The organism is Paenimyroides viscosum, assembly GCF_003858535.1.
Lineage (GTDB): Bacteria > Bacteroidota > Bacteroidia > Flavobacteriales > Flavobacteriaceae > Flavobacterium > Flavobacterium viscosum.
In genome coordinates, this window is sequence record NZ_RQTJ01000001.1 from 169,260 (window position 1) to 185,513 (window position 16,254).

General features: G+C 32.4%; 15 protein-coding genes. 12 read left to right on the forward strand and 3 right to left on the reverse strand.

Features of this window, described 5'->3' with window-relative positions; translation table 11 throughout:
• Positions 1 to 52: 52 nt before the first annotated feature.
• From fahA to dnaB, 9 genes are all read left to right on the forward strand, one after another.
• Entirely contained in the window at positions 53 to 1,342 is a 1,290-nt protein-coding gene (fahA, locus tag EG242_RS00815) for a fumarylacetoacetase (RefSeq protein WP_124898023.1), read from the forward strand.
• A 174-nt stretch (positions 1,343 to 1,516) separates the two neighbouring features.
• A complete protein-coding gene (locus EG242_RS00820) occupies positions 1,517 to 2,074 on the forward strand; it encodes a DUF6646 family protein (RefSeq protein ID WP_124898024.1) in 558 nt (185 codons plus the stop codon).
• Positions 2,075 to 2,150: 76 nt separating this feature from the next.
• A complete protein-coding gene (locus EG242_RS00825; RefSeq protein ID WP_124898025.1) occupies positions 2,151 to 2,873 on the forward strand; it encodes a hypothetical protein in 723 nt (240 codons plus the stop codon).
• 18 nt (positions 2,874 to 2,891) lie between these two features.
• On the forward strand, positions 2,892 to 3,623 hold the full coding sequence (locus EG242_RS00830; protein WP_124898026.1) for a hypothetical protein: 732 nt from the start codon (positions 2,892 to 2,894) through the stop codon (positions 3,621 to 3,623).
• Between the two features lie 114 nt (positions 3,624 to 3,737).
• Positions 3,738 to 4,868, forward strand: a complete 1,131-nt coding sequence (tgt, locus tag EG242_RS00835) for a tRNA guanosine(34) transglycosylase Tgt (RefSeq protein WP_124898027.1) — start codon at positions 3,738 to 3,740, stop codon at positions 4,866 to 4,868.
• 9 nt (positions 4,869 to 4,877) lie between these two features.
• The gene (locus tag EG242_RS00840) at positions 4,878 to 5,951 is read left to right on the forward strand and encodes an LptF/LptG family permease (protein WP_124898028.1); all 1,074 of its coding nucleotides are present in this window, start codon (positions 4,878 to 4,880) and stop codon (positions 5,949 to 5,951) included.
• On the forward strand, positions 5,938 to 6,822 hold the full coding sequence (locus EG242_RS00845; protein ID WP_124898029.1) for a DMT family transporter: 885 nt from the start codon (positions 5,938 to 5,940) through the stop codon (positions 6,820 to 6,822). Before EG242_RS00840 ends, EG242_RS00845 begins: the two co-directional genes overlap by 14 nt.
• A 54-nt stretch (positions 6,823 to 6,876) precedes the next feature.
• Positions 6,877 to 7,830 (forward strand): acetyl-CoA carboxylase carboxyltransferase subunit alpha, encoded by a 954-nt coding sequence (locus EG242_RS00850; protein ID WP_124898030.1) that lies wholly within the window; start codon positions 6,877 to 6,879, stop codon positions 7,828 to 7,830.
• A 150-nt stretch (positions 7,831 to 7,980) separates the two neighbouring features.
• Complete coding sequence (gene dnaB, locus EG242_RS00855) at positions 7,981 to 9,507, forward strand: replicative DNA helicase (RefSeq protein WP_124898031.1); 1,527 nt, start codon at positions 7,981 to 7,983, stop codon at positions 9,505 to 9,507.
• Between the two features lie 36 nt (positions 9,508 to 9,543).
• On the opposite strand, the gene EG242_RS00860 is transcribed toward dnaB, so the two are convergent.
• Positions 9,544 to 10,569: a helix-turn-helix transcriptional regulator gene (locus EG242_RS00860; protein WP_124898032.1), complete on the reverse strand. Its 1,026-nt coding sequence runs from the start codon at positions 10,567 to 10,569 to the stop codon at positions 9,544 to 9,546.
• Between the two features lie 227 nt (positions 10,570 to 10,796).
• Here EG242_RS00860 and EG242_RS00865 point away from each other — a divergent pair, with 227 nt between their 5' ends.
• Genes EG242_RS00865 through EG242_RS00875 form a run of 3 tightly spaced genes read left to right on the forward strand, consistent with a single transcriptional unit; the run spans position 10,797 to position 14,027 of the window.
• The gene (locus EG242_RS00865) at positions 10,797 to 11,576 is read left to right on the forward strand and encodes a nucleotidyltransferase domain-containing protein (RefSeq protein ID WP_124898033.1); all 780 of its coding nucleotides are present in this window, start codon (positions 10,797 to 10,799) and stop codon (positions 11,574 to 11,576) included.
• Complete coding sequence (locus EG242_RS00870; RefSeq protein ID WP_124898067.1) at positions 11,548 to 12,603, forward strand: DNA polymerase beta superfamily protein; 1,056 nt, start codon at positions 11,548 to 11,550, stop codon at positions 12,601 to 12,603. The genes EG242_RS00865 and EG242_RS00870 overlap by 29 nt, the downstream gene beginning before the upstream one ends.
• A 2-nt stretch (positions 12,604 to 12,605) precedes the next feature.
• On the forward strand, positions 12,606 to 14,027 hold the full coding sequence (locus EG242_RS00875; RefSeq protein WP_124898034.1) for an RtcB family protein: 1,422 nt from the start codon (positions 12,606 to 12,608) through the stop codon (positions 14,025 to 14,027).
• A gap of 15 nt (positions 14,028 to 14,042) precedes the next feature.
• On the opposite strand, the gene EG242_RS00880 is transcribed toward EG242_RS00875, so the two are convergent.
• Positions 14,043 to 14,657 (reverse strand): hypothetical protein, encoded by a 615-nt coding sequence (locus EG242_RS00880; RefSeq protein WP_124898035.1) that lies wholly within the window; start codon positions 14,655 to 14,657, stop codon positions 14,043 to 14,045.
• 175 nt (positions 14,658 to 14,832) lie between these two features.
• Positions 14,833 to 16,224, reverse strand: coding sequence for a dihydrolipoyl dehydrogenase (gene lpdA / locus EG242_RS00885; protein ID WP_124898036.1), 1,392 nt, complete (start codon positions 16,222 to 16,224; stop codon positions 14,833 to 14,835).
• Between the last annotated feature and the right edge of the window lie 30 nt (positions 16,225 to 16,254).

The following is a 16,254-nucleotide window of genomic DNA, read 5'->3' on the forward strand; positions in this document are numbered from 1 at the left end:
TCATTGTTATATTCGCATAAGTAATTTAATTTAAACAAAAATTATTAAAACTATGAATATACCTGCTAACAATCCTAGCTTAAAATCGTGGTTAGAAGTTGCTGCAAACAGTGATTTTCCTATACAAAATATACCTTTTGGTGTTTTTTCGGTAGAAGAAGACGATTTAGTGATTGGAACCAGAATTGGCGATTATGCCATTAGTATTACCGCTTTAAATGACCTAGGTTTTTTTAAAGATATCGATTTTGACGATAATGTATTGTACGATGAAACATTAAATGCCTTTATTAGTGAAGGAAAAGAAGTTTGGAGAGCCATTCGTAACAGAATTTCTGAAATATTTGAAGCAAACAACCCAAAGTTACGTGACGATGCAAAAGCACGTGAACTAACTATCTTTAATGTAAACGAAGTTAATGTAGAATTACCTGTTTTTATTGGTGATTATACCGATTTTTATTCAAGCCGCGAGCACGCAACCAATGTAGGTATGATGTTTCGCGATCCGGCAAATGCCTTGTTACCAAACTGGTTACATTTACCTGTAGGTTATCATGGTAGAAGTTCAACAATTGTACCATCAGGTGTTCCGGTTAACCGTCCAATGGGGCAATCAATGCCAAAAGGAGAAACACAACCTGTTTTTGGTCCATCAAAAAGAGTAGATTTTGAATTAGAAACGGCTTTTATTACTGCCGATGCTAATTTAATGGGCGATAGAGTTTCGGTTGATGATGCAGAAAACCATATTTTTGGAATGGTGTTGTTAAACGATTGGTCTGCCCGCGATATTCAAGCTTGGGAATACGTTCCACTTGGACCATTTTTGGCTAAAAACTTTGGTTCATCAATTTCGTGTTGGGTAGTTACAATGGATGCTTTAGAACCTTTCCGTTGTGCAAGTCCAAGTCAAGAAGATCCAAAACCGTTACCTTATTTACAGCAAAAGGGTAATCACGCATTTGATATTAATTTAGAAGTAATTATTCAGCCAGAAGATAAAGAAGGAAAAACAGTTTGTAAATCGAACTTAAAATATATGTACTGGACCATGGCGCAGCAATTAGCGCACCACACGGTGAATGGTTGTTTGGTAACTTCAGGAGATTTAATGGGATCGGGAACAATTTCAGGACCTACCAAAGATAGTTTTGGTTCTATGTTAGAATTATCTTGGGGCGGACAAAACCCAATTGATATGCCTGATGGATCTACCCGTACTTTTATAGAAGATTACGATACGGTTATTATGAAAGGTTATTGTGAAAAAGATGGCTTGCGCATTGGTTTTGGCGAAGTTTCATCGCAATTATTACCAGCAGTTCCTTTTGAAAATTAAATATTGATAATTAATTTGTTAAAAATCCATTCTTTTGAATGGATTTTTTTTATTTCGAAAAGCTAAATAAGTTGTTAAATAAAATTTTGATTTCAGCATAAAAAAAATATATTTGCGCAATTATATTTATAATTTATTAACAAAAATTAATTTTATTTACCCAAAAACATATTTATGAAAAAAACAATTACTTTAACAATTGCATTTATAGGTTTTCAATTTGTATCACACGCGCAGGCGCAGGCTTATGACGGATACAATGACATAAAAATGTTTTTAGGTTATACTAATATTGGGGGTAATTCTGGTGTTGAATATCAAACCGACAAAGGTGTTAATGATTTGTACTCGTGGGGTGTACAAGCAGTTTATTTGTTTGATACAAAAGTTGATAATGAAGGTGTAGGATATGAAAAAGTGTTTAAATTCTTAGATAGTTTTGATGGAGGTATATTTATACGTTTTCACTTTTTACAAGCCTTGCAATTGCCTGAAAATTTTGATCTGTATTTGGGCGGTGATCTAACAATTAAATCTTTAGGAGCGCACACAGGTGTAAAATACAACATTAGTAAAACAATTGGTTTTTATGCCATGTATAAACAAAGTTTTGCACCATTATTAAAAGGTGATATTACACTTTCTGAAGATAGAAATGGTGAACCAATTCCAAGTTTTTTTGCAAAAAAGGCAGCTTTATCTGTTGGAATTACTTTTAATTTTACAAGATAGTTGTTCTAATTAAACTGTTAAGGATCCATTATTATGAATGTTTTTTATTATCTTTAACATTTAAATTTAAGTACTTATGAAAAAATTAACACTCTTATTGTCAGTTTTTGGTATAATGGCATGTGCAGATGATGACTTTCTAAGGAATGATTTTGAAAGGCAACTTAACAATGAAATTGCCGAAACACCACCTGAAGGTCTAAAACTTAAATATAAATATGGTTTAATATCTCAGCAATTCTTTTATAATCAAAATGGATTTGTAGACTCTATTTATAATTCTCATAGTTGGGGAGTTGATTTTTCGCAAAAGTACATCTATAATAAGTTAAACCAAATTGTTGAAGTTCGTTATAACGAAGTAGTTCCTCAGCGACCTGAATACAATATAAAAGATATTACTTTTTATACTTATAATTCTGTGAATCAAATTATATCATCTTTAACGTACGATAAAAATAACGTTGCAATACAATATCTTACTTACAACTACAATAGAGATGGTAGTTTATTTGATGCAAATAAAAAGGTTGTAAATGGTAATGTTGTTAAAGATAATTGGTCGAGTTATAAATTTGATACTTTACGAAATCCATATTATAATATATACCCCAAAGCCTATCGGATACTTAAATTTATTAATAAGAATAATATATTATTGACTGAAAGAGACTACACTAATGAGGTTCATATAAATGTTCATACTCTAAAATACAATAGTGAAGATTATCTTATTGAGGAACATATTTCCAATATGCCTTTAGATACAGATGATCGTCGCCAATTTAGTTATCATTAATTCTAATAAAATGTTATTATGAAAAAAATAATACTTATTTGTTTAGGTTTTGCTTTGTTAGCATGTAATGATGATATATCAATGGAAGATACCGAAGAAAAACAAATTGCTGAAATTCCTGTAGAAGGCTTGAAAATCAGATTAAAAGAATCTGAAAATACTGCTAAAAAATTTACTACTGAATTTTTTTACAATAAAAATGGATTTATCGATTCTATTCATACCATTAAACATAATATAGTTTCCGAAAAATTTATTTACAATGATTTAAATCAGATAGTCGAAGTAAGAACTTTTAGCAAAAATACAAATGATAGTGATTATAGCGTTAAAAATAGAACGCACTACAAGTATAATAAAATAAATCAGATCATAAATTTAGAAACGTTTAATAAAAATAATACTTTATCTAACATTCAAAATTATACATATAATGATGATGGCACTTTGTATAATCCCGTAAAAATAGTAGAAAATGAAAACCTGATTAAAGATAACTCATCTAGTGGGTATACTACCTATACATTTGATTCTTACAGAAATCCTTATTACAATATTTATCCCAAAGCCTACAAAGTACTAAACTATATTAATAAGAATAATATCAAATTAATCGAATTAAAAACAGCTTACCAAAATTTGCAATGGTCTTATAATTTAAGTTACAATGATGATAAATATGTTTGGTATGAAATTATTCAGAATTACCAGAATGGATACGAATACAATAAGTTTCATTATTACCCATAAGTATTTTATTCAAAATGTGTAGCTAATATTTAATTGATCATTGCAAAATCTACAAAACATAACCAAAAAACTAAATACCAAAAAGTGTATATTTGCAGCTTGTAAACAACAAGTATGAAATTCGATTTATTACACACCGACATAAACTCAAAAGCTAGAGCAGGAGTTATTACAACTGATCACGGCGTTATAGAAACCCCAATATTTATGCCCGTTGGAACGGCAGGAACTGTAAAAGGAGTGCACCAGCGCGAATTAAAAGACGACATTAATCCCGATATTATTTTAGGAAACACCTACCATTTGTATTTACGTCCGAAAACCGAAATTTTAGAAAAAGCCGGCGGATTGCATAAATTTATGAATTGGGATCGAAATATTTTAACCGATTCTGGTGGTTTTCAGGTTTATTCGTTATCGGGCAGAAGAAAAATTAAAGAAGAAGGTGTAAAGTTTAAATCGCATATCGATGGATCTTATCACTTTTTCTCTCCAGAAAATGTAATGGAAATTCAACGTACCATTGGTGCCGATATCATTATGGCGTTCGATGAATGTACACCTTATCCTTGCGATTACCGTTATGCACAACGCTCTATGCACATGACACATCGTTGGTTAGATCGCTGTATCAATCATTTAGAAAAAGTTCCAACCAAATATGGTTACGATCAAGCATTTTTTCCAATTGTTCAAGGATCAACCTTTAAAGATTTACGTGCACAATCTGCCGAATATATTGCTAATGCAGGTGCGGTAGGTAACGCAATTGGCGGATTATCAGTAGGTGAACCTGCCGAAGAAATGTACGAAATGTGCGAAGTAGTAACGAATATCCTTCCAAAAGACAAACCACGTTATTTAATGGGTGTTGGTACACCAATTAATATATTGGAAAATATTGCTTTGGGTATTGATATGTTCGATTGTGTAATGCCTACAAGAAATGCACGTAACGGAATGTTATTTACAAGCGAAGGTTTCATCAATATAAAAAATAAAAAATGGGCAGATGATTATAGTCCAATAGATCCAATGGGAAACACTTGGGTTGATACTGATTATTCTAAAGCGTATTTACGTCATTTATTTGTGGCTGATGAATATTTGGGAAAACAAATAGCCACCATTCACAACCTAGGTTTTTATATGTGGTTGGTGCGTGAAGCCCGCAGACAAATTATTGCCGGAACGTTTTATGCATGGAAAGAAAAAATGGTAAAACAAATGGCTACTCGTTTATAATTCGGCAGAATGAAAATCATTGACTGGTACATATTAAAAAGATATTTGGGTACATTCTTTGTAATGATACTGCTTTTTATTCCTATTGGGATAGCAGTTGACGTTGCCGATAGAATTAATAAAATTTTAGAAAACAAGATACCTTTGGTAGATGTTTTGGAGTATTACGGCAATTTTACCATTTATTTTGCCAATATGCTTTTTCCTATATTTTTATTTATTTCTATTATTTGGTTTACATCAAAATTGGCAAGTAATACAGAAATTGTAGCTATTTTAAGTTCGGGTATTTCGTATATGCGTTTTTTACGTCCGTACATTATTGGTGCAACCTTTATATCTATTTTTGCTTTGTTAATGGGTTTTTTCATAGTTCCTAAAGCAAGTTTGGGTTACAACGATTTTAGATATAAATACTTAAAACGTAAAGAAATTCGGGAAACACAAAATGTGTTTAAACAAATTAATAAAAACGAGTTTATTTATGTTAGTAACTTTAGCTACAGCACAAAAACAGGTTATAATTTTACATTAGAAAAATTTAAAGATCTTAATTTAGTATCTAAAATAGAAGCCGGACGAATTGTTTATAACGATAGTACTAAAGATTATACCTTATATAATTATCAAAAAAGAACAGTTGGTGCTAATGACGATCAGTTAGAAAAAGAGTCGGAGAAAAAAATGAAGTTTAATTTTGAAGTAGACGATTTAACTCCTGCAATTTACGCTGCCGAAACCATGACTTTATCAGAACTTAACCAGTTTATCGAGAAAGAAAAAATGCGCGGCTCATCAAACATAAACGCTTATTTAGTTGTAAAATACAAAAAATACAGTGTACCTGTTTCAGCCTTTATATTAACAATTATTGCTGTTGCAGTATCGTCTATGAAACGTCGGGGCGGAATGGGCGTAAACCTTGCCATGGGCATTGGTTTGGCTTTTACCTATATATTTTTCGATAAAATTTTCGGTACGTTGGCAGAAGCCTCAAGTATCAACCCTTTATTTGCAGTATGGTTTCCTAATATACTTTTCGGAATTTTAGCTGTTTACCTTTTAAATAATGCCAGACGTTAATTTTAAAAATCAATTACACCTTCATTTAATTGTTTTTATTTGGGGATTTACCGCCATATTAGGTCAGTTGATAACTTTACAAGCATTGCCATTGGTTTTTACCAGAATAGCAATAGCTATAGTTGTGATTTTTGCTTATTTACTTCTAAAAAAGAAGAATTTAGCCATTGCTCCAAAAGATATTTTCCGATTCTTTATTTTCGGATTTGTTATTGCAATACATTGGCTTACTTTTTTCTACGCCATCAAAATATCAAACATATCTATCACATTAGCATGTATTTCTACAGGCGCATTTTTCACATCGATATTAGAACCCATCTTTTACAAACGTAAATTTATTTTATACGAAGTTTTATTAGGATGTCTTGTAGTTGTAGGATTACTACTGATTTTTCAGTTCGAAACCCAGTATAAAAAGGGGATCTTAATGGCATTAATCTCAGCCTTTTTGTCTGCTTCTTTTTCTATTATCAACGGCAAATTAGCAAACACGCACGATAGCGTAGTTATAAGTTTTTACGAATTAGTAGGTGGTTTGTTTATCTTGGCTTGTTTTTTATTTTTTCAAGATGGATTTACAATGCAAAACTTTAATTTCCAGTCGAACGATTATATCTGGTTAGGTGTTTTAGGATCTATTTGTACCGCTTATCCATTTATAGCCACTATAGATATAATGAAATATTTATCGCCATACACGGTAATGCTAACAATAAATTTAGAACCCATTTACGGTATTTTATTAGCAGTATTTTTATTTAAAGATCAAGAAAAAATGACTGCTGCTTTTTATATTGGTGCATTAATCATTTTATTTACGGTGGTATTAAACGCATATTTTAAAAATAGAAAAAAAGCAACAGCATAATTAATAAAAGCGCTATATTTGTAGCTACAAAACACAATAAATATTAAGGAATTTATGGAGTATTTAGATTTCGAATTACCAATAAAAGAGTTGAACGATCAGTTAGATAAATGCCAGATTATTGGTTCAGAATCTGATGTTGATGTCTCAGAAACTTGTAAAAATATTGAAAAGAAATTAGAAGAAACCAAAAAAGAAATATATGGTAATTTAAATGCGTGGCAACGCGTACAATTATCACGTCACCCAAACCGCCCGTATACATTAGATTATATTAATGCAATTTGTGGCGATTCTTTTTTAGAACTTTTTGGCGACAGAGGTGTTAAAGACGATAAAGCAATGATTGGCGGATTAGGCAAGATTGGCGATCAGTCTTTTATGTTTATTGGTCAACAAAAAGGAACCAACACTAAAACACGCCAATTCCGTAATTTTGGTATGGCAAATCCAGAAGGCTACCGCAAAGCATTACGATTAATGCGTATGGCAGAAAAATTCAATGTGCCTATTGTAACTTTTGTTGATACACCGGGGGCTTATCCAGGTTTAGAGGCCGAAGAACGCGGACAAGGTGAAGCTATTGCACGTAATATTTTGGAAATGTTTCGTATTAAAGTACCAATTATTGTAATTATTGTTGGCGAAGGAGCTTCTGGTGGTGCATTAGGAATAGGTGTGGGCGATAAAGTTTTTATGTTAGAAAACACTTGGTATTCGGTAATTTCTCCAGAGTCATGTTCATCGATCTTATTCCGCAGTTGGGAATATAAAGAGATTGCTGCCGATGCTTTAAAGCTGACATCGGTTGATATGAAAAAAAATAAATTGATTGATGATGTAATTCCTGAACCATTAGGAGGTGCACATTATGATAGAAACGCAACTTTTGAAACAGTTAAGAAAACCATTGTTAAATCATACGCAGAATTATCTAAAAAGAACATTAATACTTTAATTAATGAACGTATGGATAAATACGCAAGTATGGGAGAATTTTCGGAATAACATCTTAATAAAATACAATTTAAAAGCTGAACTAATTTGTTCGGCTTTTACTTTTTAAAACAATTTATCAACACTAAAATATTTTCAATTTTACCAAATAGTTAATAAGTTTAGTTAGTAAAATAGCTTTAAAAAAACTAAATTCGCTTTATGGAACAAGAGAAAGTATTAAACACTGATTTTAAAATTAATCGAAACGTAATTTCTTTAGAAAAAGGAAAGTTACCACCGCAAGCAGTTGATTTAGAGGAAGCTGTATTGGGTGCAATGATGATTGATAAAAAAGGTGTTGACGATGCTATTGACATTTTAAAGCCCGATGCTTTTTACAAAGAAGCTCATAGACATATTTACGATGCTATAGAAACACTTTTTAAAGCCAGCCAACCAATTGATATTTTAACCGTATCTACCCAATTAAGAAAAAACGGTAAATTAGAACTTGTTGGAGGTGATTTCTATTTGATCAATCTTACCCAAAAAATTGCATCATCGGCGCATATCGAGTTCCATTGCCGCATTATTTTACAGAAATATATCCAACGAAGTTTAATTAAAATTTCATCGGAAATTATTGAAGATGCCTACGATGAATCATCAGATATTTTTGAATTGTTAGATCAAGCCGAATCAAAATTATACGATGTTACACAAGGAAACATCAAGAAAAGTACCGAAACGGCTCAATCATTAGTTGCACAAGCAAAAAAACGAATCGAAGAAATTGGTAAACGCGAAGGTTTATCGGGCTTACCAACAGGTTTTCATAAATTAGACGGATTAACATCTGGTTGGCAACCATCAGATTTAATTATTATTGCGGCACGTCCCGGTATGGGTAAAACCGCGTTTGTACTTTCTATGGCTCGAAATATCGCTATTGATGCAAACAGAGGGGTAGCTTTCTTTTCATTAGAGATGTCTAGTGTTCAGTTAATTACCCGTTTAATTTCTTCGGAAACAGGTTTGTCGTCTGAAAAATTGCGAACAGGTAAATTAGAACAACACGAATGGGAACAATTGAACGTTAAGGTAAAAGATTTAGAAAAAGCACCTTTGTTTATTGATGATTCGCCTTCGCTTTCTATTTTTGATTTACGTGCAAAAGCAAGACGATTAAAATCCCAATATGATATTCAGCTAATTGTTATTGATTATTTACAGTTAATGACAGCTGGTGGAAACAATAAAGGAGGCGGAAATCGTGAACAAGAAATTTCTACTATTTCGCGTAACTTAAAAGGTTTAGCAAAAGAATTAGACATTCCCGTAATTGCACTTTCACAGTTATCACGTGCCGTTGAAACCCGTGGATCCTCAAAACGTCCATTACTTTCAGATTTACGTGAATCGGGTGCAATTGAACAGGATGCCGATATTGTATCGTTTATTTACCGACCAGAATATTATAAAATTGATGTTTGGGACGATGACGAACAAAGTCCAACCGAAGGTCAGGCTGAATTTATAGTCGCAAAACACCGTAATGGTGGTTTAGATAATATTCGATTGAAATTCCTTGGTAAATTTGGTAAGTTTGATAATTTAGATGATGCTTTTATGCCTTTTGACGAATTCCCGTCGAGCATGAACGATCGAAATTTAACAAATGATCTACCACCAAGCGATCAGATTTTTGGAAGCAGTTTCAGTGATGACAGCGATGTTCCTTTTTAAAATATAGTAAGTCCGAAGAATTTCTTCGGACTTTTTTTATGAATCATTTTCTGTGTTGTAAATTCTATTATTCTTTGCAACTCTGTACTGAATCAATCTTTTTAAATTTCTTGGACCCAATACTTCAACGCATTCGCCAAATCCTAAAATTTCACGTTCTAATTCAAAATTTGGAATAACATCAATACGAACAATCATTCCATTTTCATCTTCCTGAAGAATTTGTTGCGAATGATGAAGCGGTTTGGTTTTTACATAAGGAGCATTTTTAAGATTAAACTTTAAAATAACCTTTTGCGGTCGGTCTTTTACACTTCTTGTTACTCCAATACATTCATTGAAATAAGTTTCAAAATCGATACCTTCGTACGGTTTAAAAAGATTGGTGTCTAATTCATAAAAAGCTTCGATACGATCTAAAGCAAGAGTAACCAAAAGTTTACCTTTGTTGTTTCGTGTAATTAAAAACCAACGGTTTCGATATTCTTTCAACAAATACGGATGATAAATTTCTTTAATTGCCTGTTTAGATTTAAACGATTTATATTCAATTAGCAACGGTTTTTTCTGTAAAATTGCCTGGTACAGCCTGCTTAAATGATCAATTCCCTTTAACTGTTTATTGTCTTCAAATTGAATGTAGTTCGGCGTTTTCTTTGCAGATTTATAAATGTTGTTCTCCAATTTGGCAATCAATTCGCTCATTTCATCAAAATACTGAAAACCATTAAACTGTTTTAAAAGCGAAACAATTTCCTTCATTTTATCAACATCTTCTTCTTTAATAGGCGATTTTGTGATGGAATAATCCGGATCATCATAGCTGTAGAATTTTCGATCAATTACAACAATTGGCGCATTGTATCCTAACTTATCACTTCGCATAAACTGAATATCAGCCTGAATGGTACGTTTGCTAACTCCGGTTGTAATGCCTTCAAATTCATACAAAGCATCCGAAACTTTTTCAATCAAATCTTCCAACGTCCATTTTCTGTAACGGTTTTGTAAACATTTATCAATGGTTTTATATCGAATTAAAGCAGATTTGTTCGTTGCCATAGTTATTTGGTATTGAAAATCAATCAAAAATACAATTTAATACGCAATGTATTTACGCAGTTTAAAATAAAAACTTCTATTATTAAAAATATTAAATTTTAAATAATAGAAATTTAGTTGTTTATAAAATAATTTCAATATTTTTTTAGTTACGCATTTAATTTGCGTAGTAAGGCGATCATCTTTGTAATGTTGAAAAAGCAATTAAATCATTTAAAAGTAATATTATGAAAAAAGTAATAGTTGAAAAACTGAACGTAATAGAAAAGGAAAAAGGAATAAAAATACTTTTCGCTATAGAATCGGGTAGTAGAGGTTGGGGATTTTCCTCAACAGATAGTGATTTCGATGTTCGATTTGTTTATGTAACACCTAAAAAACAGTATTTACATATTAATGAACAGGCTGATTTCTTCGATTTTCCAATTAATAATGATCTTGATATTAACGGTTGGGATTTAAAGAAGTTTCTAAAATTGTTATACGCTTCAAACGCAACACCTTTTGAATGGATGCAATCTCCTGTATTTTATCATAAAGAAGACATTTTCTTTGAAATGATTAAAGAATTGCTCCCGGATTATTTTTGTCAGCAAACTTTAGTGCATCACTATTTGGGTTTGGTTCATAAAAAAATGGAAGTGCTTAACGAAGAAAATATACGTTTGAAAGATTTCTTTTATATCTACAGATCGTTATTAGCTACTCGATTTGCAATGGAAAACAATCAATTTCCACCTATGGAATTTTCAAAACTGATGAATCTGGTTGACAATAAATCGTTGATAGAAGAAACAAATCGATTGCTGGCTGTAAAGAAGTATGCAAGTGAAAAGGATATTGATAAGATCAATTCAGAATTAATTGACTACTTGAAAGTTAGTTATAAAGGACTTTCAGATTCTAAAAAAGTAAAACGTAAAGGAACATTTGATATCGAAACATTAAATGAAACTTTTTATAAAATAATAACAGATGCTGACGATAGATTTTTTAAAGAAAAATAACCTGATCCTTTTCGAATGTATTTCTGGGAGTAAAGCTTATGGTTTAAATACAGAAAAGTCGGATACTGATATTCGAGGTGTTTTCTACATGCCAAAAAATGATTTTTACGGACTTAATTATGTTCTACAAATCAGTAACGAAACCAACGATATTGTTTACTACGAATTAGGCAGATTTATTGAGCTTCTTTCTAAAAACAACCCAAATATTTTAGAAATGTTGGCGACACCTGAACATTGTATCTTATATAAAAACGAATTGATGAATGAAATAAAGATTGCCGATTTTCTGTCACTTTTAACTAAAGATACTTTCGTGGGTTACGCTTTATCGCAAATAAAAAAGGCGAAAGGATTAAACAAGAAAATGTTTCATCCTATGGATCATGAACGAAAAACAGTTTTACATTTTTGTTATGTTGTAGAAAACGGTAAAACTTTTGAATTGCAAGATTGGTTAAGTGCTAAAAACTTAAAACAGCAAAATTGCGGCTTAAGTAAGTTAAATCATTTAAAAGATACTTATAATCTTTTTTACGATTTGAACGATGATGTTTATAATGGAATATGCAACAGCGATGAGTCAAACGAAGTTACGTTAAGTAGCATTCCACAAAGTAGTTCTTCCGCAATAATACTGTATTTTAATAAAGATGCTTATTCTACTTACTGTAAGAAATATAGTGAATATTGGGAATGGGTTTCAAAAAGAAATATCGATAGATTTCAATCCAATAAAATGCACGGAAAGGGGTACGATGCTAAAAACATGATGCATACGATACGTTTACTACAAATGGCTTTGAAAATTTTTAAGAATAAACAATTAATAATAGAAGTTGACAATAGAACGGATTTGTTAGAAATTAAATCAGGAAGATACTCGTATGAAGAAGTTGTTAATATGGCTGATGATTTAATAGTTGAAATAGAAGAATATTATAAAAAATCGACATTAATAACAAGTCCAGATTTAGATAAAATTGAAAATTTATTGGTTAAACTTCGTTTAAAATTATACAATTAATCATGAAAAAAATAACAGGAAAAGACCTATTGCGTATAGGTTTTGAAGAAAATATCATTTTAGGAAAAACATTAGATTTTTGTGAAAACTACCAAGGATCTTTAAATAAAGGCGAGGTGTTAAACACTTTGAAGAACGTTATTTCACAACCCGAAAAAACATTTGAAACATCGGAGTTTTATCCTTTAGCGCAACAAATTATTACGTTGCAAAATGAAATGGATAATGATACCATTCCGTTAGAAACAAATCCGAGACCGTATGCTGTTTTTGGTAGCGATCATATTGAAGAAGGAGCCAGAAAGCAAATGGAAACCGCAATGAAATTACCGGTTTCTGTGGCTGGAGCTTTAATGCCTGATGCGCATCAGGGTTATGGTTTGCCGATTGGTGGAGTCTTGGCAACCAGAAATGCCATTATTCCTTATGGTGTGGGGGTTGATATTGGTTGTAGAATGGCACTTTCTATTTATGATATGGAAGAATCGTTTTTCGAGGAAAATCAATCGAAGTTTAAGCGGGAGTTAATTGCACAATCAAATTTTGGTGCAGGAAACGGTTTTCGAGGTCAGTACAAGTTTGATCACGAAGTTTTAGAAAATAAGTTGTTTAACGAAAATCCGCTTTTACAGAATTTAAAAGATAAAGCATGGACGCAATTGGGAAGTTCTGGCGGTGGAAACCATTTTGTGGAGTTTGGTATTATTGAATTTGCAGAACGTGACGAAATGCTGAATATAGAAAAAGGTAAATATGTGGCTTTATTGACGCATTCAGGTTCTCGTGGTTTTGGTGCCACCATTGCCGGACATTACACGCAGTTGGCTAAAAAGGTTTGTAAGTTGCCACAGGAAGCTAAAAATCTGGCTTATTTCGATTTGAATTCAACCGAAGGACAGGAATATTGGTTGGCAATGAATTTGGCGGGTGATTATGCATCGGCTTGTCATGAAGTGATCCATCATAAAATGCAGAAAGCGTTAGGTGTAGAAGTTTTAGCAAAGGTTGAAAATCATCATAATTTTGCTTGGAAAGAGCAGTGGAATGGGGAAGAGGTTATTGTTCACCGAAAAGGTGCAACGCCTGCAAGTAAAGATGTTATGGGAATTATTCCGGGATCTATGACAGCACCAGGATTTTTAGTCCGCGGAAAAGGTGAACCCGAAGCTATTCAGTCTGCATCGCACGGTGCCGGTCGACAAATGAGTAGAACGCAGGCGAAAAAAGAAATTTCTAAATCTGATTTTAAAGCGATTTTAAAAGATCATAATGTAACCTTGATTGGAGCTGGTTTAGATGAAGCGCCTATGGCTTATAAAGATATTCATCAGGTTATGGAAGCTCAAAAAAGCCTGATTGATGTTGTTGCTACGTTCACCCCTAAAATGGTTCGTATGGCTGATGATGGAAGTAGAGAGGATTAACAAGACAGTCGAAAATTAATTCGGCTGTCTTTCATTTATAATTCCATATTTAATACCTGCTTTAGCAAATTGTTCTTTTAGTAAGTTTAATTTTTCTGTACAATTATTATTTAGATTCATTTTTTCACTACTTGTTCTGTAGTTATTGCATTCAAAACAAATCTCTATGAACTCGAACAATTTATCATTATCGTCAAAAAATAAAATGGCATTTCTTGGCATATAACATTTTGCACCAGAAACATATATATTATTACCTACATTAAAAATTAAATCAGTTAATTGATTTTTTTGATTTTCGGATAATTCAACTTTTTCTTCAAAATGATTCAAATTAACTTTTGAAGGTCTTTTTTTAATCATATCGAAATAAGTTTGCATAATTTCTCCTGCAACATAAGGTGCAGTTCCTTCATCATAGCCTTTCTTTCTTTTATTTTTTGGAAGTTTATTTTCATCACCTTGAAATGAAGAAAATACAATTCTTCTAGCTTTATTGAATGGATAGTTTTGATTTCGTTCTTCAATAGAAAAATTATTAATTTTAACACATTGTGATTCTTCATCTTGAGCAGAAGTATTTATAAAAGAAATCAATAAACAGAAAGTGACTAAAATTCGGAAAATCATAAGTATAATTTTAAAAAAGTAAACATACAAAAAAACTGCCTAAAAAGTATTAGCTTTTGTCATTCCGGACTTGATCCGGAATCTCATTATTTTGATTTACAAAATTTATGAGAAGCTGAAACAAGTTCAGCTTGACATTTGAATACTCTTTAGACAGTTTTATATACTGTAATTTCTACAAGTGAATCACTTCATCGTAAGCAGCAGCAACAGCTTCCATAACCGCTTCACTCATAGTAGGGTGTGGGTGAACTGCTTTTAAAATTTCGTGACCTGTAGTTTCTAATTTACGGGCAACAACTGCTTCTGCAATCATATCGGTAACGCCGGCACCAATCATGTGGCAACCCAACCATTCGCCGTACTTCGCATCGAAAATTACTTTTACGAAACCGTCTGGAGTTCCGGCAGCTTTTGCTTTTCCTGATGCAGAGAATGGGAATTTACCAACTTTAATTTCGTAACCCGCTTCTTTTGCTTTTTTCTCTGTCATACCAACCGATGCAATTTCTGGAGTTGCATACGTACAACCAGGAATGTTTCCGTAATCTAACGGATCAACGTGTAAACCTGCAATTTTCTCTACACATAAAATTCCTTCAGCCGAAGCAACGTGTGCCAAAGCCTGACCCGGAACTACATCGCCAATTGCATAATAACCCGGAATATTTGTCTGGTAGAAATCGTTTACCAAGATCTTATCGCGATCTGTAGCAATTCCTGTTTCTTCTAATCCGATATTTTCTATGTTTGATTTGATACCAACAGCAGAAAGTAAAATATCAGCTTCTAAAATTTCTTCTCCTTTAGCTGTTTTTACGGTAGCTTTAACGCCTTCGCCCGATGTATCCACTTTTTCAACAGATGCATTCGTCATAATGGTAATTCCTGATTTTTTCAAAGAACGCTCCATTTGTTTAGATACATCTTCGTCTTCAACCGGAACAATATTCGGCATAAATTCAACAATAGTAACTTCTGTTCCCATTGAATTATAGAAATGAGCGAACTCTACACCAATTGCTCCCGAACCTACAACGATCATTTTCTTTGGTTGTGTTTCCAACGTCATTGCCTGGCGGTAACCAATTACTTTTTTACCATCTTGCGGTAAGTTTGGCAATTCGCGAGAACGTGCACCAGTAGCAATAATAATGTGATCTGCAGAAATTTCGGTTACTTTACCGTCTTTATCTGTAACATCAACTTTTTTGCCAGGTTTTACTTTTCCGAAACCATCGATAACTTCGATTTTATTTTTCTTCATTAAGAACTGAACACCTTTGCTCATTCCGTCTGCAACACCGCGCGAACGTGCTATTACTGCATCAAAATCTTTATCAACTTCACCACTGATCGTTAAACCATAATCGGCAGCATGTTTTAAATAATCAAAAACCTGTGCAGATTTTAATAAAGCTTTTGTAGGAATACATCCCCAGTTTAAGCAGATTCCGCCTAAATTTTCTTTCTCTACAACTGCAACTTTAAAACCTAATTGCGATGCTCTGATGGCTGTTACGTATCCGCCCGGACCGCTACCTAAGATGATAATATCGTATTTCATTTTTTATTTGTTTTAAACTTCAAGCGTTAA